The organism is Streptomyces pseudovenezuelae, from assembly GCF_029892565.1.
GTDB classification, from domain to species: domain Bacteria; phylum Actinomycetota; class Actinomycetes; order Streptomycetales; family Streptomycetaceae; genus Streptomyces; species Streptomyces pseudovenezuelae_A.
The window spans coordinates 969963-990465 of sequence record NZ_JARXVH010000001.1 but is presented as its reverse complement, the minus strand read 5'-3'; the positions used below and the strand labels follow the sequence as shown (position 1 = coordinate 990465).

Sequence of the window (20503 nt, the reverse complement as noted above, 5' to 3'; positions counted from 1 at the left end):
GCCCTGCCCCCGACCGGCCTGCGCCGAAGCAACCGCCGGGCCCGCCCGCACCCGCCGCCGTGTCACGCCGGGCGGGCCATCGCCACCGCCTCCTCCGCCTCGATGGCCTCGATCCCCTCGACCGTCTCGGCCGCCGAGACCGGCCAGTCCTGGTGGTAGACGGTGTCGAGATAGCGCTCGCCGAGGTCCGGTGCGATCGCCACCGAGGTGAGGCCGTCCCGGCCGTTGCGGGCCAGCCACTGTCCGGCGCCGCTGACGACCGTTCCCGTCGAGCCGCCGAACAGGAAGCCGCGGGCGGCCAGTCGACGGCAGGCGAGCACGGTGTCGGTCTCCTCGACGTGCACCACGTCGTTCACGTACGACTCGTCGAGCATGGGCGGCGGCACGCTGGTGCCGAGCCCGGGAATCATCCGCGGGCCGGCCGGACCGCCGAAGCTGACCGAGCCGACGCTGTCCACGGCGACGATGTGCACCCGGCGCCGCCACTGCCAGAACCAGCGGGCGCAGCCCATCAGGGTCCCGGTCGTGCCGGCCCCCACGAACAGGACGTCCAGGTCCGGGAAGCGGCGGGCGATGGCCGGCGCGGTGGTGCGGAAGTGCGCCCGCCAATTGCCCTGGTTGGTGTACTGGTTGAGCCACGTGTACCGGTCGTCGGACGCGCACAGCGCCCGTACGTACGCGAGCCGCGCGCCCAGGAACCCCCCGTGCACGTCCGGTTCCCTGATGACGTGCACCCGGGTGCCGAGCGCCTCCATCAGCCGGATCGTCGGCAGGTTGCAGCGCGAGTCGGTCACGCACAGGAACCGGTGGCCCCGGCTCGCGGCGATCACGCTCAGAGCCACGCCCAGGTTCCCGGACGACGACTCGACCAGGACCGAGCCGGGCCGCAACAAGCCTTGGCGCTCGGCGGCGTTGACCATCTCGGTCGCCGCCTTCAGCTTGACGGAGCCGGCGAAGTTGAACCCCTCGCACTTCAGGTAGAGCGGGAGCCCCAGTGCGGCCCGAAGGTCGACATAGAGCTCTTCCTCGTTGAACTGTGCAGGATCAGAAATTACGGGCATGACGCCCCCCTCCTCATGCGCCACGTGCATGGCCGTCAGCCGTACCGGCGCAGCTCGTGGAAGAACCCGTCGACGACGTGCAGCCCGCCCCTTCGGGCCACTTCGTCATGGACGAACTTGCCGACCGCGAGGTCGAGCACCCCCAGTCCGAACGGCGAGAACACCACCGTCCGGTCACCCGGGACGGTGGCCCGCCCGGTGAGTACGTCGTTGAGTGTCCCGTCGAGGAACTCCCGCCCGCCGGTGAGCTGTTCGGCCAGGTGCGGGGAGGTCTCGGCCTTCAGACAGTGCTCGACGTCGTCGACGAAGTTCGCCGAGTCGAGCAGGATCCTCGGGTCGAGGTCCCGCAGCGACACATGCAGCACCAGCGGGTGGTGGGCGAACCAGGACGGGTCGTGGATGTACGGCGCGGACGCGACGGTCGCGAAGACCACCAGGTCCGAGGAGCGGATCAGGGACTCGGGATCGTCGTGCAGGGTGATCCGGCCCTTGGTGTCCGACCGTTCCAGATAGCCGCGGAACCCGGCCGCGCTGTCGGCGTTCAGGTCGTGCACGCCCGTCTCCTCGAACTCCCAGCCGGTGCCGGTGAGATGAGTGTGGACGTAGCGTGCGATGAGACCGGTGCCGATGAAGCCGACCCGGGTCGGACGCGTCCGGGTCCGGCTCAGCCGGTCCGCGGCCAGCGCCGCCGAGGACGCCGTCCGCGTCGCGCTGATCACCGAACTCTCCAGACAGGCGAACGGATAGCCCGTGTCGGGGTCGTTCAGGATCAGCACCGCCGACGCCCGCGGCAGCCCCGACTTGGTGTTCTCCGGGAAACTGGAGATCCACTTCAGCCCGTCCACCGGCAGCGGCCCGCCCAGCGAGGCGGGCAGCGCGATGATCCGGGACGAGGGCCGGTCCGGGAAGCGCAGGAAGTACGACGGTGGGTTCACCGAGTCGCCCTCCCCGTGCAGCCGGTACACGGCCTCGACGAGCTCGCCGATCTCGGACTCCCGTCCGGCCAGCGCCTGTTGGACCTGCTCGCCGGAGATGACGGCGAAGTCCGGTGCGGTCGTGCTCATCCGCCGCTCACCTCGCAGTCGGTGCGCCCCACCGGGTTGCCGAACGCCACCAGCACCTCGCGCGGTCCGTCGAACGGCTCCCGGCCGTGCGCGGTACGGATGTTGTCCACGAGCAGCAGATCCCCGGAGCGCCACGGCTCGCGCAGGGTGTGCGCCGCGTAGGCCTCGTTGATCTCCCGCACCACGTCCTCGCCGATCGGATCGCCGTCGCCGAAGCGGGTGTTGAAGGGCAGCCCGTCGGCCCCGTACTCGTCCACCAGGTATTCGCGCACTTCGGGTTCCATGGTCCATTCGTTGAGGAAGGCGATCTGGTTGAACCAGCAGCGCCGCCCGCTCACCGGATGCCGCAGCACCGCGCCGCGCCGCTGCCGGGTGCGCAGCGAGCCGTCGGCCTGCCAGGCGAACTCGATGCCCTGGGCGCGGCAGTAGCGCTCGATCGCGCCGCGGTCGTCGGTGCCGAAGGCCTCCTGGACCGACGCCCCGATCTCGTCGTTGTAGGAGCGGGTCAGCAGCCAGCCCTCCCGCTCGAACCGCTCGACCAGCGCGGCGGGCAGCGACCGGAGCACCGCCGACGAGTCGGCGACCACGGTCGCGCCGCCGGACTCGGGCGCCTCCAGACAGGCGAACAGCAGCAGGCCGGGGAACTCCAGGCCGTAGCTGACCTCGTGGTGCATGCACATCTGCTGGTTCGGCGGCCACTTGGTCGACGAGTAGACGCCGTCCGCGTAGCCGCGCCGGGGCGCGAAGGGCTCCCGGTCGGACATCAGCCGGTCGGTCAGCCGGCGGGCGACGGACTCCGTCGCGTCGGGGTCGGCGAGCCCCAGCCCGCGCACCAGCACGCAGCCGTGCTCAAGAAGGACGGCGTGCAGCGCGTCCCGGTGTGCGGCGACCCAATTGGCCGGGTGGAGATCGGACTTGGCGTGCAGAAGAGGTGGAGCGCCGGGCGCGAGTTCCAGGCCCGGAAGCATGGCTTCAGACGTGTACGACATTGCGGGTGTTCCCTTTCAGTGTTGCTGGTCGAGCAGCCCGGCCAGGTCCGCGAGGACCGGGTGACGGGTGACGTCCTTGAGGGTGATCGCCCGGTCCAGGACGATCGCGAGCTTCACGGCGGACAGCGAGGTGCCGCCGCGGTCGAAGAAGTGGTCCTGGCGGCCGATCCGTTGCTCCGGGATGCCGAGCACCTCGGCCCAGGCCGCGGCCAGCCGCCGCTCTTCCGGTGTTCCCGGGGTGCCGGAGCCGGCGTCGTCGAGGTCCTCGGCGAGCGCGGTCAGCGTCTTGCGGTCGGTCTTGCCGTTGGCGGTCAGCGGCAGCGAGTCCCGCCAGTGCACCAGGGACGGGACCATGTAGGCCGGGAGCGAAACCCCCAGCACCTCCCGTACCTTCTCGGCGTCCACCGGGTGCGGCCCGGTGCAGAACGCCACCAGCCGCACACCGCCCACGACCACCACCGCGCCGTCCCGTACACCGGGCACCCGCAGCAGCGCGTTCTCGACCTCGCCGAGCTCGACGCGGAAGCCGCGGATCTTCACCTGGCTGTCCCGCCGGCCGAGGAACTCCAGCTTCCCGTCCGGCAGCCAGCGCCCGTGGTCGCCGCTGCGGTACAGCCGCTCACCTGGCCGGTAGGGGTCCTCGGTGAAGGCGGCCCGGGTGCGGTCGGGGTCGTTGACGTAACCGCGCCCGACACAGACCCCGGAGAAGACGATCTCGCCGGGCGCGCCCAGCGGTACGGGCACCAGGTCCTCGTCGACGACGTACACCCGCACATTGCGGATCGGCCGCCCCAGCGGAACCCGGTCCCCGTCCGGCACCCGGTGCATGACCTCGTGGTTGGTGTCGTCCGAAGTCTCCGTCAGGCCATAGGCGTTGACGAGCCGGATCCCGGGCATCGCGGTGAACCAGCGCTGCACCAGCTCCTGCTTGACCGCCTCCCCGGTGACCGACACACAGCGCAGGTCGGGCAGTTCACGCGGGCGCTGCTCCAACTCGGCCAGCACGGCCTCCAGATACGAAGGCACGATCTGGACCACGTTGACCCGGCCCCGGACGATCGTGTCCACGAAGCCCGACACGTCGAGGATCGTCTCCTGCCCGACCAGCAGCGTGCGCCCGCCGACCAGCAGCGCCGAGACCAGCTGCCACAGGGAGATGTCGAAGCACTGCGGTGCCGTCTGCGCGACCGTGCCCCCGGTGTCGAAGCCCAGGTCCTCGATCTTGGCGAGGACGTGGTTGAGGAACCCGGCGTGCTCACACATCGCACCCTTGGGCTCGCCCGTGGAGCCGGAGGTGAAGTAGATGTACGCGGCCTGGTCCGCGGTGACGGGCACACCCAGATCACCGTCGGCGTGGTCCTCGGCGTACGCCGTCTCCACGAACAGCCGGTCGATCGCGGCCAGGTTGGTGTCGCTGCCCCGCTCGGTGAGGACGAGGCCACAGCCGGCCCGGCCGAGAGTGCGGGCGATGCGGTCGGCCGGGAAGTGCGGCTCGACCGGCAGATACACCCCGCCCGCCTTGAGGACGGCGAGCACGGACGCGAGCCAGTCCAGGTTGCGTTCCATCACGACGGCGACCACGCCCTCGCGCTCCAGCCCACGGGCGAGCAGCGCCCGACCGACGCGGTTCGCCCGGGAGTTGAGCTCCCGGTACGTCCACCGCCGGTCGCCCTGAACGGCGGCGACGGCGTCCGGGTGGGCGGCGACCCGCTCCTCGAACAGCTCATGCACGCGCCGGTCCGGCAGTTCCTTGAGCGGTCCCGCCAACTCGTCGAGCTGGAACCGGAGTTCCTCCTCGGACAGCAGCGTGGGCCGGTCGGGTTCGGCGAGCGCGGTCAGGTGGTAGCCGGCGATCCGCGCGGCGGCCCCGGCGTCCAGGACGTCGGTGCGGTAGCGCAGGCGCAGGACGCCGTCGGTGACACTCACGTGCAGGTCGTCGTCCTCGGCGCCCGGCTCACCGGTCAGCGCGGCGAGCACCTTGGCGTGCGCGGACGCGAGCGCGGTCGGCCCGGTCGGTGGCCCCGGCGGCAGCGGGACCTCGTACTCCGCCGTGCCCGGCACCGGAGTCAGCGTCCAGTGCGGGATCGGTTCCCTCATGTGTTTCCCCCCTTGACGGGCACCCCGTTGAGGGGCGCCCCTTTCACAGGCACCGCTCGCGCGGACCCCCCTGTCACCGGCGCCGCCGTCACGGGCACCGCCGGATTCCCGCCCCAGGCCGCGCGCGCCGGCATCTCCTCGCCCTTCATCAGGAAGGAGTCGGGTGCCAGCAGCGCGCCGTCGCCCATCGAGACGCCGTAGTGCACCAGCGCGGCGGTGCCGAGCGTGCAGCCGGCGCCGATGGTGATGCGCTCGGACTTGTAGGTGCCGTCCTCCTGGGAGTGGGCCTGCACCTTGGTGTGCGCGGCGAGCGTGCAGTCGTCGCCGATCGCGGTCAGCGTGCGCTCGGTGATGTAGCAGCCGTCGTCGAAGACCCGACGGCCGAGACGGACGCCCAGCAGCCGCCAGACGAGGTTCTTGAACGGCGTCCCGTTGAAGACGACGAGGTGGTTGTCCGGCACCTTCCACAGGCGCTCCTGCCACCAGAACCACGGGTCGTAGATCGAGCACAGCGTCGGCTCCAGCGACCTGAACCGCCCGATCAGCCGCTCCACCAGCACGTAGTAGGCGGTGCTGAACAGCAGGCCCACCACGAGCGAGGCGCCGATCAGCAGACCGCCGACGGTGCCGTGGGCGCCGTAGAGGTCGATGGTGGCGAAGCCGAGCACCGTCAGCGAGAACCAGTGCAGCCAGCGCACGAACAGGAACAGGCCCATCGAGCGCAGGTTGTAGCGGTTCTTCGCGGCCAGCCTGCGCGCCAGCTCGGGGCCCTCGCGCAGGTGGTCGAAGCGGGAGTCGCGTTCCACCGAACGCGGGATCTCGAAGCTGGGCGAGCCCAACAGGCCCACTCCCTCGCGGAGTTCGCCGTCCAGCGGGACCATCACCTTGGTCGCCAGCAGGCAGTTGTCGCCGGTGCGGCCGCCGCTGGGGTAGGCGATGTTGTTGCCGAGGAAGTTGTGCGGTCCGATCGTCGCCCGGCTGACCCGGAAGGAAGTCGCGGAGAAGTCGGCGTTCACGATCGACAGACCGTCCGCGACCATCGTGCCGCTGCCCACCGTCGCCAGGTACGGGGTCTCGTGCTGCACCTCCGTACCGAAGTTGGAGCCGGTCTGCTCCACGTGCGAGAGGTCGTAGCCGATGGCCCGCAGGTAGTGGACGATGTACGAGCTGTCGCCGCACAGCCACTTGAAGAACTTGATGTTGGTCATGCGGGCGATCGCGCGCTGCACCGAGTAGTGGAAGCCGTAGAGCGGATAGACCTCGTCCGGGCGCAGGAACGGCTTCAGCAGACGCGGGATCAGCGACACGGCCGTGAGGCCGACGAAGAGGGAGGCCACGAACAGGCCGACGGACAGGCCCAGTGCCTCGCTGTAGAACTCGGCCGAGTCCAGCTGCTGGGTGGTCGGGTCGAGCAGGGTGTCCAGGGCGGGCATCAGGGTGAGCAGCAGATACGAGCCGCCCACCGCGAGCGGGACGTACAGGAACACCGTCTGCAGCAGACCGCCGAGTCCGAACAGGGTCCGGCGCAGGGTGGTGCAGCGGGCCGGTGGTACGCGGACGTAGTCGACGTCCGTGCGGACGGCCGGGGAACCGTGCCAGCGTTCGCCCGCCGGGACCGCGGCGCCGCCGTACAGGGCGGAGGAGTGGCCGAGTTGGGCGCCGTCGCCCATCGACGTGCCGATCTCCAGGACGGTCTTCTCACCGATGTACACATCGCTGCCGAGCGTCACGCGGCCGGTGCGGATGAGGCCGGCCTCCGCGCGGTAGCAGAGGAGGTAGGAGTCCTTGCGGATCACCGTGCCGGCGCCGACGGTCAGCAGGTCGGTGCAGACCGGCACCGAGTGGGACAGGATCGTGACGCCCTTGCCGATCCGCGCGCCCAGGGCCCGCAGGTACAGCACGTACAGCGGGCTGCCGGTGAACAGGATCAGCGGGTTGGCGTGCAGCAGCGCCTTGACGGTCCAGAAGCGGACGTAGGCCAGGCTCCAGACCGGGAACTCCGTCTCCTTCCAGCGGCCGACCAGCAGCCACTTCGCGACCACCGGCAGGACGCACGCCCCGGCGAACACCGCGGCGCCGAAGACCAGCGAGCGCAGATAGACCGAGACCACGGCGTCGGTGGCGGAGATCCACTCGTAGCCCCGGCCCAACACCAGCCCGGCGAGCACGCAGTAGAGGGCGAAGACGAGCAACTGGAGTGCGCCGCACAGGAGATAGCGCGCGGTGCTGCCGGGCGGCGTCACCGGGACCGCGACCTCGGCCGTCGGTGCGGCGGTCGGTGCGGTGTCGAGGGCCGCGGCCAGGCGGCGGATCGTCGGATGGCCGTAGACGTCCTTCATCGAGACCGACGGCAGGTCCTCGCGCTTCCTGACGCGGGCACAGAAGTGGGCCATCACCAGGGAGTTGGCGCCGAGGTCGTCGAAGAAGTGACTGTCGACCGGTATGTGTTCCTTGCGTACTACACCGGCCAGCACCTCCGCGAGGACGCTCTCGGTGACAGTGTCGGTTTTTCCCACCACGTGTGCTCCTTACTGGTTTTACATGTTTTACGAGCTTTGTGAGCTCTGCGGTTCCACCGACGGCCGGGTAACTTGGCGCGCTCCTCGGGCGATCACGGCGATCCCGGTCTCCAGCGGTCCCCGGCCCACCGCGCGCCGCCAGCAGGCGGCGAAGAGCAGCGAGCCCGCGACGAGCAGGCCGTAGAGGAGGTCGGGGGAGTCGCCGAGGGCGCCGGTGGCGAGGAGCAGGACGTGGGCGCAGTAGAGGGTGAGCGGCATGGTGCCCGCCGCCGTGAGAGGGCTGAGCAACCGGCGGGTGGGGGTGAGCCGGGTCAGCAGGAGGGCGGCGCCGAGCAGGGAGCATGCCGAACCGAGGGTCTGGAGCAGGTCGAACGGCGAGGTCGAGTGCGGGGCACGGGAGAGGAGCGACCACCAGGTGGAGTCGTTGCCCGTGTCCCACAGCACCTCGTGCCGCGCCTGGGGCCACGGCGTGTGCGGGAACTCGGCCCGCCACAGGTGCCACAGCCCGCCGAACCGCGTCAGCAGCGCGGTCGCGGTGAGCCAGGCGGCGGCTGCCAGCGCGAGCCCGCCCACGAGTAGCCGCCTCGCGATCCGCGCCGATGTCAGGTCCAGCCGGCCGACGGCGAGTCCCGCACACAGGTACGCCATCCATGCGAGCGCCGGGTAGTTGCCCTGCACCAGCAGGTTCGAGAGCAGCCCGAGCGGATCGGTGAACACGTCCGTGAGCACGGGATCGCCGTCGAAGGCCGGCTGGGGCAGCACACCGCGCAGGACATGCACGACGACGGGACCCGCCACGGCCAGGGTGAGGGAGAGGGCTGTCAGGGCGCCGGGGCGCAGGCGCATTAAGGGGATCGCGAGCAGGAACAGCAGGGCGTAGTACGCCAGGATCACGTCCACGTCGAGGTCCGCGGCCCGCGAGGCATACCCCAGCAGCAGCCCTACGAGCCCGATCAGCGCCGCCCGGGTGGCGACCGCCGCGTACTGCGGGCGTCCGACGTCCGGTCGCCGCCCGCCGGTGGTGAACGCCAGGCCCACGCCTGCCAGCAGCGCGAACGTGGCCGCCGACCGGCCGCCCGCGAACACCCAGGCCGGGGTGGGCGAACCGTCCGAGGCGAAGGCGCCGTACACATGTACGGCGAACATCCCGAGCAGTGCGAGACCGCGGGCCGTGTCCACCCCGACGATCCGCGGCGCGGCGGAGCCGGCGTCGCCCGGCAGAGCCTGTGGCGGCGTCGGTTTACGCGTCAACGGATAATGAACAGGCATGCGAATTCCCCGAAAACGAGTACGAAGGAATTCGCTCCGCTGTTCAGGGCAGGGCGGAATTCCATAACATTGGGAAAGGGTTGGATTCAAGTTCAGAGTGGTGCGGATGTGTGTCGAGTGGTCGCGTGAAAATGGCGCAGGGCAGCACGGCGCGATCCGCATGGATCCCATGCGGACCACGGGTAACGCGACTGGATCGGGTCCTGGTCAGAGACCCGCGATGTCCCCCGTGTCGTGTGCGTCTGAGTCGTCCTCAGCGAACGCAACGAATGTAAGGCGGATTCTTTCGGAAACTTCACGAATGGTTCAAGGGGGTTTCGGCCATTGGCTGATTTAAGACCGTCCGGAATTCGTGATCAAGTCGCCGACGTGTGACGTTTACAGAAATGACCTATTGAGGAGGTGAACAAACCGGCCATCACGGGCATGACAGAAAATTCGTTCGTTTCCGTCGGGCCGGGGATGAGTGCACGCAGCTACGGCGGATACCTTTAGGTCGTGCAGCCAGCAAGTGACTCCCCTCAACGGCCCTCCGGTCGTCTCCACCGGGCGCGTGCCCTCTATCGGAACGTCTCGAAGCGCAGGACCGCCTGGCTGCTGCTCAAGGACACCGTCAACTCGTGCATGGAGTACCGGATCCTGGGCCTCGCGGCCGAGGCCGCGTTCTTCACCCTGCTGTCCGTGCCACCGCTGCTGCTCAGCCTCATCGGCCTGCTCGGCTACGTCGACGACTGGACCGGCACCGACACCATCACCAGCCTCGAGAACAACATCCTGGAGGCGTCCCGCACCGTCCTGTCCGACAAGGGCGTGGCCGAAATCGCCCAGCCGATCCTGCACGACGTGGTGAAGGGCGGCCGACCCGACGTCATCTCCGTCGGCTTCCTGTTCGCCCTGTGGTCGGGCTCGCGCGCGGTGAACGTCTTCATCGACACCATCACCGTCATGTACGGCCTCGACGGCGTCCGCGGCATCGTCAAGACCCGCGTGATGTCGTTCCTGCTGTTCGTCGTGGGCCTGCTGATCGGCTCGGTCGCGCTGCCGCTGATGGTCGCCGGACCCGACGCGGTGGTCGGGATCGTGCCGTGGTCGGAGACCCTCGTACAAGTCCTGTACTGGCCCGTGGTGATCGTCCTGTCCGTCGTCTTCCTGACGACGCTCTACCACGTGTCCGTCCCCGTGCGCTCGCCCTGGATCGAGGACGTGCCCGGCGCCCTGGTGGCACTGGCCATGTGGGTGCTCGGCAGCTTCCTGCTGCGTATCTACATCACCAGCACCATCGAGGGCGCCACGATCTACGGCTCGCTCGCCGCGGCCGTCGCCGTGCTGCTGTGGATCGGCGTGTCCGCGTTCGCCGTCCTGGTCGGGGCCGCGGTCAACGCCGCGATCGACCGGATCTGGCCGACCGCCGCCACGGCCGCGGCCCGCGCCTCCAACGAGCGGCTGCGCGAGGCGCAGGTCGCCGAGTACGCGGCCCGGGCCGTCGCCGTCCGCGACCCCGACCAGGACCCCGACGACCCGGACATGCCCTCGGAGTTCCCGGAACGCTGGTCGCGCTTCCTCCCCCCGGAGGACGTCACCTCACGCCTGCGCACCCACGCCAAGAGCACGCATCCGCCGCGCAAGCGGGAGGGCTCCTGAGCGGTCCGCTGCGCGAGCGAGGGGTCTTCACCGGTTCGCCGCGCAAGCGGAGGCTCCAGAGCAGTCCGTCGCGCGAGCGGGAGGGATCCTGAGCGGTCCGTCGCCGTGCGCGGGAGGGCTCCTGAGCCGGCCGCCGCGCACGCGAATGGGTTCCTGAGCCGGCCGTCCGCCGGGTCAGGCCTTCCAGGTCCCCGCCGCCGCGGCCTCCCGCGCGAAGTCCGCGAAGTCGCGCGGTTCGCGGCCCAGGATCTCCTGAACCCCGTCCGACAGACGGGAGTTGCGGCCGTCCAGCAGCTCGCCGAACAGCTCCACCAGGAACCCCACCTCCTGCGCCGGCACCCCGAACCCGACCAGCTGCGCCCCGTACTCGCGCGGTGACACCGCCCGATACGTCAACTCCCGCCCCGTCGCCCCGGCGATCTCGGCGACCGCCTCCCCGAAGGTCAGCAGCCGCGCGCCCGAGATCTCGACGTTCTGCCCGACATACCGTTCGCCCGCCGTCAGCACCGCCACCACCACGTCCGCGATGTCCCGCACGTCGATGAACGGCTCCCGCACCTCACCCCCGGGAAACACCAACTCCCCGCTCTGTCGCAGCCCTTCCACCATCGGACCCTCGCTGAAGTTCTGCGCGAACCACGCGGCCCGTACGACCGTCCAGTCCGCGCCGGACTCCCGCACCCCGTCCTCGGTGGGCCGCGCCCGGTCCTCGCCCCGCGAGGACAGCAACACCAGCCGCCGTACGCCCAGTTCCACCGCCTCGCGCGCCAACAGCCCGATGTCCCGGGCCGCGTCCGGCGAGCCCACATCCGTCGGATAGGCCAGATACGCCGCGTCCGCGCCGCCCAGCGTGGCCGCCCACGTCGACCGGTCCTGCCAGTCGAAACCCTGCGCCCGCGACGCCGCCCGCACCGTCAGACCCGCCGCCTCGGCGGCCTGCGCCACCCGGCTCCCGGTCCGCCCCGAGGCCCCCGTCACCACGACCGTCATGCCCTGCTCGCTCTGCGTGTTGTCTGTCATGCCCGCCAGTCAACTGCCGCACTTCACAAGGAACCATCGCTGAACGGCTCATTCCCATAATCGCGCGTCTACGCTGGCCCCATGGACGCCCTTGCAGGCCTGCTGGAGGGTCCACGCGCGCGTGGCGCCTTCATGATCCGTGCGTGCTTCGACCCGCCCTGGGCGGTGCGGGTCGAGGACCGCGCCCCGCTCACCGTGATGCTGATGGTGCGCGGCGACGCCTGGATCACCCCGGACACCGGACCTCCGCTGCGGCTGCGCGCCGGCGACCTCGCCATCGCCCGCGGCCCCGACCCGTACACCTGCGCCGACGACCCCGCCACGCCCCCGCAGGCGCTGATCCTGCCGGGCGCGGAGTGTTCGTACCCCGACGGTCGCCCCCTCCAGGGCTCCATGGACCTCGGCGTACGCACCTGGGGCGACCGCCTCGGCGGTTCCACCGTCATGCTGATCGGTACGTACCTGATGCAGGGCGAGATCAGCGGACGCCTGCTGGACGCGCTGCCGCCGCTGCTCTCCCTCCCAGGCGACGTCTGGGAGTGCCCGCTCACCTCGCTCCTCATGGAGGAGATCGTCCGGGACGAGCCCGGCCAGGAAGTCGTCCTGGACCGCCTCCTCGACCTGCTGGTCATCGCCGCGCTCAGGGCCTGGTTCTCCCGCCCGGAGGCCGCGGCGCCCGCCTGGTACGGGGCGCTCGCGGACCCCGTGGTCGGCCGCGTCCTGCGCCTGCTCCAGGACGACCCCGCCCACCCTTGGACGGTCGCGTCCCTCGCCGCCAAGGCCGGCGTCTCCCGCGCGGCCCTGGCCCGCCGCTTCTCCGAGCTGGTGGGCGAGCCCCCGATGACCTACCTGACCGGCTGGCGCCTGGCCCTGGCCGCCGACCGCCTGCGCGCCTCCGACGCCACCCTCGACAGCATCGCCCGCCAGGTCGGCTACGGCAGCGCCTTCGCCCTGTCCAGCGCCTTCAAGCGGGTGTATGGCGTCAGCCCGCAGGAGCACCGGGCCCGGGCCGCCGACGACGCCCCGCTCGTCGGCGCCCGCCCCTGACACCCGGCGTAGCCTGACCCACGTGTACACGGAACGGGCGTCCCGGCTGACCGGCGCGATCGTGTGGACGAACACCCCGTCCCCGGCCGCACCGGGCCGGGTGCTGCCCGACGGCTGCATGGACCTGCTGTGGCACGAGGGCCGACTCCTGATCGCGGGACCCGACACCCGTGGATACGTCACCGAGGGCGCCCCCAGCGCCTGGGCGGGCGTCCGCTTCTACCCCGGCACCGCGCCCGCCCTCCTGGGCGTGCCCGCGCTCGAACTGCGCGACCGGCGCGTGGAGCTCACCGAACTGTGGCCGACCGCCCGCGCACGCCGGCTCACCGCACGCGTGAACGCGGCGCCCGACCCGGCCCACGGCCTCGACGAGGCGGCCCTGCGCCTGGCGGCGGACGCCGACGCCCCCGACCCGCTCCTCGGCCACCTCGTGACGGCCCTCGACGCGGGCCGCCCCGTCGCCGCCACCGCCGACGAACTCGGCCTGGGCACCCGCCAGTTGCACCGCCGCGCCCAGTCCGCCTTCGGCTACGGCCCCAAAACGCTGGCCCGGGTACTACGGCTGCAACGCGCCCTGCGACTGGCCCGCCGGGGCATGCCGTTCGCGGAGACCGCGGCCCACGCCGGCTTCGCCGACCAGGCCCATCTGGCCCGGGACGTCAAGGAGTTGGCGGGACTGCCGCTCGGCGAGCTGCTGGGGTAGCGGCGCGCGGGCGGTCTACTGGGGAAGCGGCGCGAACAGGTCGACGCCGTTGCCGTCCGGGTCGTGCACCGTCGCGTACCGCTGACCCCAGACCGCGTCCCACGGCTTGAGCTCCCCGTGGTACCCGGCTCCGACCAACTCCCCGTACACCGAGTCGACTTCGGCGGGGCCCGCACACCGGAAGGCGAGCGCGATCCGCCCACCGCCGACCGGCGGCTGCCACCCGGCATGGAACGAACGGACGGTCTCCTCGGTGTCCAGGGCCAGCTTCAGCCCACCGGGCAGCTCGGCCTCGACATGGGGCAGTTCCTCGGCCCCGTCCGGAAAGACGAGCCCGAGCCGACGGTAGAAGGCGAGCGAGGCGGCCAGGTCGGAGACGACGAGGCCGAGCACGGAGAAATGTGGAGTCATGCGATCACCGTAGGCAGGACGCGGGCGCCCGGTCTTGAACGAATCGGACACGCGGGTTCTGCTGCTAGAAGGTGACCTGCCCCCGAGGCGTGCCCACGGTGAACGAGAGCCCGAACGGGCCCTCGGACAGGGCGAGTTCGGGCCCGACCGCCGCCAGCAGCGGCCGGATCTCGTCGAGGTCGGGGGCCGTCGCGGACAGGGTCAGCAGGGGAGTGGCGGGCAGGCCGGACGCGGTCGGGTGGTCGGAGACCTGCCAGTCGATGAGGAACGGCACCAGACCGGACGGATGCGCTGTCTCGCCGTCGGTCAGCCGCCACTCCAGGAGGGCGCCGTCGGGCCGGCGCCGGCTCATCGGGTGGATGCGGCCGGGATCGTAGCCCCGCGCACGGGCGCCCGCGACCGCCGCGTCGAGGTCGGGCGGGCTGATCGCCCAGGTCACCGTCCGCGCGACGGCCAGATCGTCGACGTCGAACGGGCGAGGACCGCTCGGCTCGGGCTGCTCCGGGTCCGGCCCGATGATCTCCAGATAGCTGCGACCACCCAGCGACACCAGGTAGTTGCGGGTGCCGAAGCCGATGTGCACACCGCCGGGCGCGGGCGCCACACCGGTGCGCCGCGTGAAGTCGGCGACCGTCGCGGCCAGATCGGGGGTCGCGAGGACGAGGTGGTCCAGTTGTGCGGGGATGGCGTTCATCGCAGCAGAGGCTACGTGGCGCGGTGGCTTGAATGGAACACCTGTGCGGCGTGAGGGGGGCGGAGGGCGACGGGCGGGCGGCAGGGCGGCGAGGGGCGGCAGGACAGGCCGCGGGCCGTCCGTTGCTCCTCCGTCCCCGGTCCGTTGCCCCCTCCGCCCCGGTCAGTCCCCGTGCGTCAGGGTGCCGTCCTCCGACATCCTCGGGTGCAGCTTCATCGGGCCGTACGCGTCCACGTCCGAGGGGCGCGGGGACTCCGGCCCCTCGGGTCCGGTGCGGAGGATGCGCTCCACGCGGCAGATCCGGAAGAGACGGTCGTCGACCTGGAACTCGTCGGCGCGCTGAAGGCCGCGGAACTTCTCGGCCGCCGCCGCGTACCTGGCCTTGGTCCCGTCGTCGAGGCTGTAGAGCAGGGCCCACACCTCGGCCAGGCCGTCGTACAGCATCTGGCGGGCCGCGTGCGGGGTCGGTACCAGGACGCCGATCGGCCGCCAGCCCTCCCGCTTGACGCGCTCGACCACGCCGAAGCCGGTAGGCAGCAGGACCGGATCCGGATGAGTCGCGACGGACCGCTCGGAGTCCGTGCGGACATCGACGGGGAAGTGGGCGCCGGTGTACGTGAAGGCCCGCAGCCCGAGTTGGATGGCTCCCGCGGACGGGCCCTCGGCGAGCCCCGGATCGATCGTGAAGCCGACGTCCCGGAGCCGATGGTCGTGCGCCTGCCGGTCCCAGGACCGAATCGTCGGCTCGGGGTCGGTGGGCCGGGGCGGTTCCGGACCGCCGTCGCCGATCCGCGCGAACTCGTCCCCACGCACGACGCGGTAGCGCACCCCGCACGCGGTCACCTCGTCCACCCGCTTGCGCTCCAACACGGCGACGCCGGCCAGCAGTTCACGCCGTACGGCCCGGTCGTCGGTGTCGTCCTTCGCGGTGAAGAACAGGTGCGACTGCAACCCGTCCCGCGCCGTCTGCGGCACACGGTCCACGACCGGCTTCAGCACCCGCCACTCGGGCCCGACCGCCGGATCCTGCGCGGCGACCCCGAACACCGGCCCACGCAGGGCGAGACGGGGATAGCGCCGGGCACCCTCCATGGCGTCGGCCTCGCGCACCCAGGCGGCGGGGTCGTCGCGACGGATCAACTCCTCGTGGAGCGCGTCGATCTGTTGCTGCCAGTCATCGGACATGAACGCATTGTGCCGAGTGTGCAGGGCGCAGGCACCCGAACCGACGCAACTTCCACCGAGGTTGGAAAGGAAGCCGGCACGGAGGTCGGCGAGGAGGTAAGAGAGGAAGTCGGCAGGGAGGTCGGCAAGAACGGCCCCCGCCGAGGTCGCCGACGAGCTACGCCCGTGGGCGTGCCGTGCTGCTCCGCTCCACCAACCGCGTCGACAACTCCGTACGCGTGCTCTCCGGGCGCTCGCCCTCCATCATGCGAACAAGCAGCCGCAAAGCCGTCGCCGCCATCTCGGCCAGTGGCTGGCGGACCGTGGTGAGGGCCGGGGCGATCCAGCGGGACTCGGGCAGGTCGTCGAAACCGACCACGCTGACGTCGTCCGGAACGCTCAACCCCCGTTCCGCCAGGGCCTCGTACACCCCCAGCGCCATCCGGTCCGAGCACACGAACACCGCGGTCGGCGGCTCGCGCAGATCGAGCAGGTCCAGCATCCGCCGCCGGGCCACGCTCTCGTCGAACCCGGCGTGCCGGACGTACTCGACGCGGTGGCGCACCCCGGCCGCCGCGAGCGCCGAACGGTACCCGGCCACCCGTGCGCTGCTGCACATCTTGCGCTGGTGGCCCGCGATGACCGCGATCCGCTCATGGCCGAGGGCGAGCAGGTGCTCGGTGGCGGTGACCCCGCCCTGCCAGTTGGCCGCGCCCACCGACACCACACCCGGCGGGGGTTCGAGCACCGGGTCGATCATCGCGAACGGGATCCGGTGCTGCTCCAGCCAGGAGTACTGCGCCGGCGTCAACTCGGCCAGATTGAACAGCACTCCGGAAGAACCGCGCACGACCAGCTTGTCCAGCCAGCCGCGATCGGGATGCCCGGTCCGGGTCCGGTTCAGCGCCGCCGAGACCACGACCTCAAGGCCCGCGTCGTGCGCCGCCGCCTCCACCCCGTGCAGCACGGCGCCCGACCAGGAGGTGTCGAGCGAGTGCACCACGAGGTCGACCAGGCCGGGCACCTTCGTCGTGTCGAAGCGGGGTCTGCGCACATAACCGAGCCGGTCGAGCGCCTCCGTGACCCGGCGGCGCGTCTCGGGCGCCACGTCCTCCCGCCCGTTGACCACCTTGGACGCGGTCGGCACGGACACCCCCGCCTCGCGGGCCACGACCGCCAGCGTCGGCCCGGCGGCCACGCTCGCATTCCCCGTACGGACCATCGGGAACCACCTCTCCGGCCCGCCCGAGGGCCAGCGAAAGTTTCGACCCGCGACGAAGCGGTAAGCGCTTCCTACCCTAGGTTCACCGCAACGCACCGGGAAGAGGTTGGACTTCGCAGGCTTGGAACGTCCGTGGCTTTCGAAACTTCGAACAGGGCGGCGACTCCCCGGCGGCTACCGGCAGTTGAGCCGAAACCCGCTGAAGTCGGCCGTGAACGCCCCGCCGACGAGGTCCACGGCGTGGATGCCGACCATCGCACCCGTGAAGCGCAGCTTGGTCCCGTAGTCGTCGGTGAGCTTGCTGAAGTCGACCACCGGTCCTACGGCGGTACGGGCCGCGCCCCCGACGGCGTACCAGAACCGTGCCTCGACGTCATCGATCGTCACCCCGAGCGTCAGCGGTCCGTCCGCGTCGACGTCGACCACGGCCGCTTGCCGGGTGGCGGACTCCTCGCGCTCGACAAGACTGAGCACCGTACGACCCCGTCCCTGCCACTGTTGCCCTTGCTGCTCCTCGCCTTCCGGCTCCGCCCACGTCACGTCGAGGCTCACGTAGGCCTCGGTGTTGTACCAGAGCACCAGCCCCGCGGCCTGCGTGAAGGTGCGGGGCCGCGCCTCGACGGTGACCTCGGCCTCCGCGCGGTGCTCGGTGATCCGCTGGGCGAGCAGACTGTGCGCCCACCGCGACTCGGGCCCGTGCCGACCACGCAGCCGGATCCAACCGGGGCGGGTGTGGGCGTCGGCCCAGGAGGGATCGGGATATCCGCGCGGGGAACTCCAGGGCCAGCCAAGCTCCTCGCGCCCGTCTCCGGGAGGCGGCCCCGCCGGCACATCAAGAAGCGCAGGGGATGCAGGAAGCGCACGAGCTGTCGGCACATCGACCTCGACCGCCGGATGATGACCGCCCTGCCGAAGCCGCGGCCACCCCACCTCGTCCCACACCACCGCCTGGACCGCGGTCTCCCGCCCGAGCGGACAGCGCGGCCCGCCACCCGTGTCCAGCGGACGAGCGGTCAGATGGCTCAACACCCACTCGCCACCCGGCAGTTGGACCAGTTCCCCGTGCCCCGCCTTCTGCAACGGCAGCGAGGGATCATCCCGCGAGGTCAGCAACGGCCGCTCATCCAGCGCGTACGGACCCGTGACCGCGCGACTCCGCGCCACCCGCACCCCGTGCTCGAACCCCGTACCGCCCTCCGCGAGCACCAGGTAGTACCACCCGTCCCGCCGCACCAACTTGGGCCCCTCGATGAGCCGTTCGTGCTGCACCAGCAGATGCGTACCCCCGACCGGAGCCAGCGTCTCGCGGTCCAACTCGCTCAACACGATCCCTGAGAACCGCCGCCCACCCGGACGGTGATCGTTCTGGAGATTCAGCAGCCACAAGCGCCCGCCCTCATGAAACAGCGCGGGATCGAAGCCATGACCGGCCACCCGCCGAGGAGCGCTCCACTCACCGCCCACCCCAACGGCCGTACTGACAAACACATCCGTATCGAAGTACGCCGTCCCCACCGACCGCACGACCGCGTACACCACCCAGAACCGCTCGCCGTCCCGGCTCAGCGACGGCGCCCAGATGCCGCCCGAGTCGGGCACCCCGGCCAGCGAGTCGCCCGGCACCGCGCCGCGCACATGGCCGGCGTACTCCCACTGCGCGAGGTCGCGGGAGCGGTGGATCGGGATGGTCGGGAACCACTCGAAGGAACTGTTCGCCACGTAGTACCAGTCACCGACCCGCACCAGGGAGGGATCGGGGGTGAAGCCACGGAGAACAGGGTTGCGCAGCAAGGTCACTTGAGCGCTCCCAGGGTGACTCCGGTGCGCCAGTACCGCCGCATCGCGACCATCATGATGGCCATCGGGACGATGGAGAGCAGCGCGCCGGTCAGCACCAGGCTGGTGAGGTCGACGCCGGACTCCAGGCGTTTGCCGGACCAGTTGTACAGGCCCAGGTTGAGCGTCCAGTTCTCCTCGCCGCGCAGCACGGTGAGCGGCAGGAAGAAGGCGTTCCAGGTGTTGACGAAGGCCAGCAGAAAGACGGTCGCGCCGCCCGTCGTCATCATCCGCAGCACGATGCTGAAGAAGATCCTGAGCTCACCGGCCCCGTCGATCCGGGCGGCTTCCAGCAGCTCGAAGGGGATGGTGGCCTCGGTGTACACCTTGGCGAGATAGACGCTGAACGGGTTGATCAGACACGGGATCAGCATGGCCCACGGGGTGTCGACGAGCCCGATCTCCGAGAACATCAGATACAGCGGCAGCGTCAGCAGCGCGATCGGGATCAGGAACGACCCCACCACGCACGCGAACACCAGGTTCCGGCCCGGGAATTGGAAGCGCGCGAGTCCGTACCCCGTGGCGAGAGCGAGCAGCGTGCCGCCGAGGGAGCCGACACCGGCGTACAGGAACGAGTTGGCGGTCCACCGCAGGAAGATGCCGTCCTCGTAGGTGAACAACTGCCGCAGATTGCCCCACAGATGCCACCCGGAGAACCACAGCCCATTGCTCTGATAGAGCCCGGTACGGTCCTTCGTAGAGGCGACGATCAGCCACCACACCGGAAACAGGCTGTAGACACTCGCCAGCACCAGCCCGACAAGCACAAACCGTTGCCCGCCCCGCGACCGCGAAGCCCGGTCCGGCGCACTGATCCTGCCCAACTGCCGGTCCCTGGTACGGGGTTCATCGGTGAGCGTCATCAGTCGGCCTCCCTCGAAGTGAGCCGGTAGAAGAGGAAGGAGGCCACGCCGAGGATCAGGGCGAGCAGGACCGACAGGGCAGCCGCGTAGTGGTAGTTGCCGGCGTTGAACGCCTGGTTGTAGATGATCATGATCGGTGTGAAGCTGTCGCTGACCGTCTGCGGGGTGATGTTCCGGAACAGCGCGGGCTCGTTGAAGATCTGCAGCATCTGGATGACGGAGAGCATCCCGGTGAGCACCAACGCGCCCCGCACATACGGGATCTTGATGCTGACGGCGATCCGCGGCTCCGAGGCACCGTCCAACCGGGCGGCCTCGAACAGCTCACGCGGGACGCCCTGGAGCGCCGAGTAGATGATGACCATGTTGTAGCCGATGCCGTGCCAGGTCAGCAGGTTGCCGATGGACGGCCACACCATGGACGGCGCGAAGAAGTTCCAGTCGAAGCCGAACACCTTGCCCAAGGGTGTGAGCGGACCGACCGCCGGGCTGTACAGGTTGATCCACACGAGCGCGGCCACCACACCCGGGATCATGTACGGCACCAGCAGCACGATCCGGAACCGGCTCGCGGCCCTGGAGGCGAGCGAGTCCAGGAACAACGCGAGCAGCAGGCTGACGACGAGCATCACCGGAATCTGCACACAGGCGAACAGCACCACCCGCAGCACGGACCCCATGAACGCCGAATCGGTCAGCCCCTGCCGGTAGTTCTCGAACCCGGCGAACTTCTCCGTCGAGCCACCGAGCCCCAGCCCGGACTGCTGCTCACGAAAGAGCGACTGATAGACGGCGTACCCGATCGGAAGCAGATACAGAAAGACGAAGCCGAGCTGGAAGGGCACCGTGAAGGCGGCACCCTTCCAGCGCAGTGAGCGAGTCATCGTCGGTCGACCTCAG

At 70.6% G+C, this 20503-nt stretch carries 17 protein-coding genes; 3 read left to right on the top strand and 14 right to left on the bottom strand.

The window, feature by feature from the left end; translation table 11 throughout:
* Positions 1-62: 62 nt before the first annotated feature.
* Genes sbnA through M2283_RS04320 form a run of 6 tightly spaced genes read right to left on the bottom strand, consistent with a single transcriptional unit; the run spans position 63 to position 8999 of the window.
* Positions 63-1061: a 2,3-diaminopropionate biosynthesis protein SbnA gene (sbnA, locus tag M2283_RS04345; RefSeq protein WP_280874597.1), complete on the bottom strand. Its 999-nt coding sequence runs from the start codon at positions 1059-1061 to the stop codon at positions 63-65.
* A 35-nt stretch (positions 1062-1096) separates the two neighbouring features.
* A complete protein-coding gene (gene sbnB / locus M2283_RS04340) occupies positions 1097-2125 on the bottom strand; it encodes a 2,3-diaminopropionate biosynthesis protein SbnB (RefSeq protein WP_280874596.1) in 1029 nt (342 codons plus the stop codon).
* Positions 2122-3114: a TauD/TfdA family dioxygenase gene (locus M2283_RS04335; RefSeq protein WP_280874595.1), complete on the bottom strand. Its 993-nt coding sequence runs from the start codon at positions 3112-3114 to the stop codon at positions 2122-2124. Before M2283_RS04335 ends, sbnB begins: the two co-directional genes overlap by 4 nt.
* Positions 3115-3129: 15 nt before the next feature.
* A complete protein-coding gene (locus M2283_RS04330; protein WP_280874594.1) occupies positions 3130-5211 on the bottom strand; it encodes a non-ribosomal peptide synthetase in 2082 nt (693 codons plus the stop codon).
* On the bottom strand, positions 5208-7727 hold the full coding sequence (locus M2283_RS04325; protein ID WP_280874593.1) for a Pls/PosA family non-ribosomal peptide synthetase: 2520 nt from the start codon (positions 7725-7727) through the stop codon (positions 5208-5210). Before M2283_RS04325 ends, M2283_RS04330 begins: the two co-directional genes overlap by 4 nt.
* Before the next feature lie 30 nt (positions 7728-7757).
* Positions 7758-8999 (bottom strand): heparan-alpha-glucosaminide N-acetyltransferase domain-containing protein, encoded by a 1242-nt coding sequence (locus M2283_RS04320; protein WP_280874592.1) that lies wholly within the window; start codon positions 8997-8999, stop codon positions 7758-7760.
* A 498-nt stretch (positions 9000-9497) separates the two neighbouring features.
* On the opposite strand from M2283_RS04320, the gene M2283_RS04315 reads away from it, so the two are divergent.
* Complete coding sequence (locus tag M2283_RS04315) at positions 9498-10640, top strand: YihY/virulence factor BrkB family protein (RefSeq protein ID WP_280874591.1); 1143 nt, start codon at positions 9498-9500, stop codon at positions 10638-10640.
* Positions 10641-10814: 174 nt separating this feature from the next.
* Here M2283_RS04315 and M2283_RS04310 read toward each other — a convergent pair whose 3' ends face one another.
* Complete coding sequence (locus M2283_RS04310) at positions 10815-11660, bottom strand: NAD(P)H-binding protein (RefSeq protein WP_280874590.1); 846 nt, start codon at positions 11658-11660, stop codon at positions 10815-10817.
* 81 nt (positions 11661-11741) lie between these two features.
* Here M2283_RS04310 and M2283_RS04305 point away from each other — a divergent pair, with 81 nt between their 5' ends.
* The gene (locus M2283_RS04305; protein ID WP_280874589.1) at positions 11742-12707 is read left to right on the top strand and encodes an AraC family transcriptional regulator; all 966 of its coding nucleotides are present in this window, start codon (positions 11742-11744) and stop codon (positions 12705-12707) included.
* 22 nt (positions 12708-12729) lie between these two features.
* Positions 12730-13410: a helix-turn-helix transcriptional regulator gene (locus tag M2283_RS04300; RefSeq protein ID WP_280874588.1), complete on the top strand. Its 681-nt coding sequence runs from the start codon at positions 12730-12732 to the stop codon at positions 13408-13410.
* 15 nt (positions 13411-13425) lie between these two features.
* On the opposite strand, the gene M2283_RS04295 is transcribed toward M2283_RS04300, so the two are convergent.
* From M2283_RS04295 to M2283_RS04265, 7 genes are all read right to left on the bottom strand, one after another.
* On the bottom strand, positions 13426-13821 hold the full coding sequence (locus tag M2283_RS04295) for a VOC family protein (protein WP_280874587.1): 396 nt from the start codon (positions 13819-13821) through the stop codon (positions 13426-13428).
* A gap of 64 nt (positions 13822-13885) precedes the next feature.
* Positions 13886-14515 (bottom strand): VOC family protein, encoded by a 630-nt coding sequence (locus M2283_RS04290; RefSeq protein ID WP_280874586.1) that lies wholly within the window; start codon positions 14513-14515, stop codon positions 13886-13888.
* Positions 14516-14677: 162 nt separating this feature from the next.
* Positions 14678-15700 carry a DUF5954 family protein gene (locus M2283_RS04285; RefSeq protein WP_280874585.1) on the bottom strand — a complete coding sequence of 341 codons (1023 nt, stop codon included), beginning with the start codon at positions 15698-15700 and terminating at the stop codon, positions 14678-14680.
* Positions 15701-15857: 157 nt separating this feature from the next.
* The gene (locus M2283_RS04280; RefSeq protein WP_432423025.1) at positions 15858-16877 is read right to left on the bottom strand and encodes a LacI family DNA-binding transcriptional regulator; all 1020 of its coding nucleotides are present in this window, start codon (positions 16875-16877) and stop codon (positions 15858-15860) included.
* 198 nt (positions 16878-17075) lie between these two features.
* A complete protein-coding gene (locus M2283_RS04275; RefSeq protein ID WP_280874583.1) occupies positions 17076-18698 on the bottom strand; it encodes a family 43 glycosylhydrolase in 1623 nt (540 codons plus the stop codon).
* A complete protein-coding gene (locus tag M2283_RS04270; protein ID WP_280874582.1) occupies positions 18695-19603 on the bottom strand; it encodes a carbohydrate ABC transporter permease in 909 nt (302 codons plus the stop codon). Before M2283_RS04270 ends, M2283_RS04275 begins: the two co-directional genes overlap by 4 nt.
* Positions 19603-20487: a carbohydrate ABC transporter permease gene (locus M2283_RS04265; protein WP_280874581.1), complete on the bottom strand. Its 885-nt coding sequence runs from the start codon at positions 20485-20487 to the stop codon at positions 19603-19605. Before M2283_RS04265 ends, M2283_RS04270 begins: the two co-directional genes overlap by 1 nt.
* Between the last annotated feature and the right edge of the window lie 16 nt (positions 20488-20503).

Coding starts and splice junctions, on each gene's coding strand:
- sbnA (WP_280874597.1), bottom strand. CDS start 1,061: ATGCCCGTAATTTCTGATCCTGCACAGTTCAACGAGGAAGAGCTCTAT.
- sbnB (WP_280874596.1), bottom strand. CDS start 2,125: ATGAGCACGACCGCACCGGACTTCGCCGTCATCTCCGGCGAGCAGGTC.
- M2283_RS04335 (WP_280874595.1), bottom strand. CDS start 3,114: ATGTCGTACACGTCTGAAGCCATGCTTCCGGGCCTGGAACTCGCGCCC.
- M2283_RS04330 (WP_280874594.1), bottom strand. CDS start 5,211: ATGAGGGAACCGATCCCGCACTGGACGCTGACTCCGGTGCCGGGCACG.
- M2283_RS04320 (WP_280874592.1), bottom strand. CDS start 8,999: ATGCCTGTTCATTATCCGTTGACGCGTAAACCGACGCCGCCACAGGCT.
- M2283_RS04310 (WP_280874590.1), bottom strand. CDS start 11,660: ATGACAGACAACACGCAGAGCGAGCAGGGCATGACGGTCGTGGTGACG.
- M2283_RS04305 (WP_280874589.1), top strand. CDS start 11,742: ATGGACGCCCTTGCAGGCCTGCTGGAGGGTCCACGCGCGCGTGGCGCC.
- M2283_RS04295 (WP_280874587.1), bottom strand. CDS start 13,821: ATGACTCCACATTTCTCCGTGCTCGGCCTCGTCGTCTCCGACCTGGCC.
- M2283_RS04290 (WP_280874586.1), bottom strand. CDS start 14,515: ATGAACGCCATCCCCGCACAACTGGACCACCTCGTCCTCGCGACCCCC.
- M2283_RS04285 (WP_280874585.1), bottom strand. CDS start 15,700: ATGTCCGATGACTGGCAGCAACAGATCGACGCGCTCCACGAGGAGTTG.
- M2283_RS04270 (WP_280874582.1), bottom strand. CDS start 19,603: ATGACGCTCACCGATGAACCCCGTACCAGGGACCGGCAGTTGGGCAGG.
- M2283_RS04265 (WP_280874581.1), bottom strand. CDS start 20,487: ATGACTCGCTCACTGCGCTGGAAGGGTGCCGCCTTCACGGTGCCCTTC.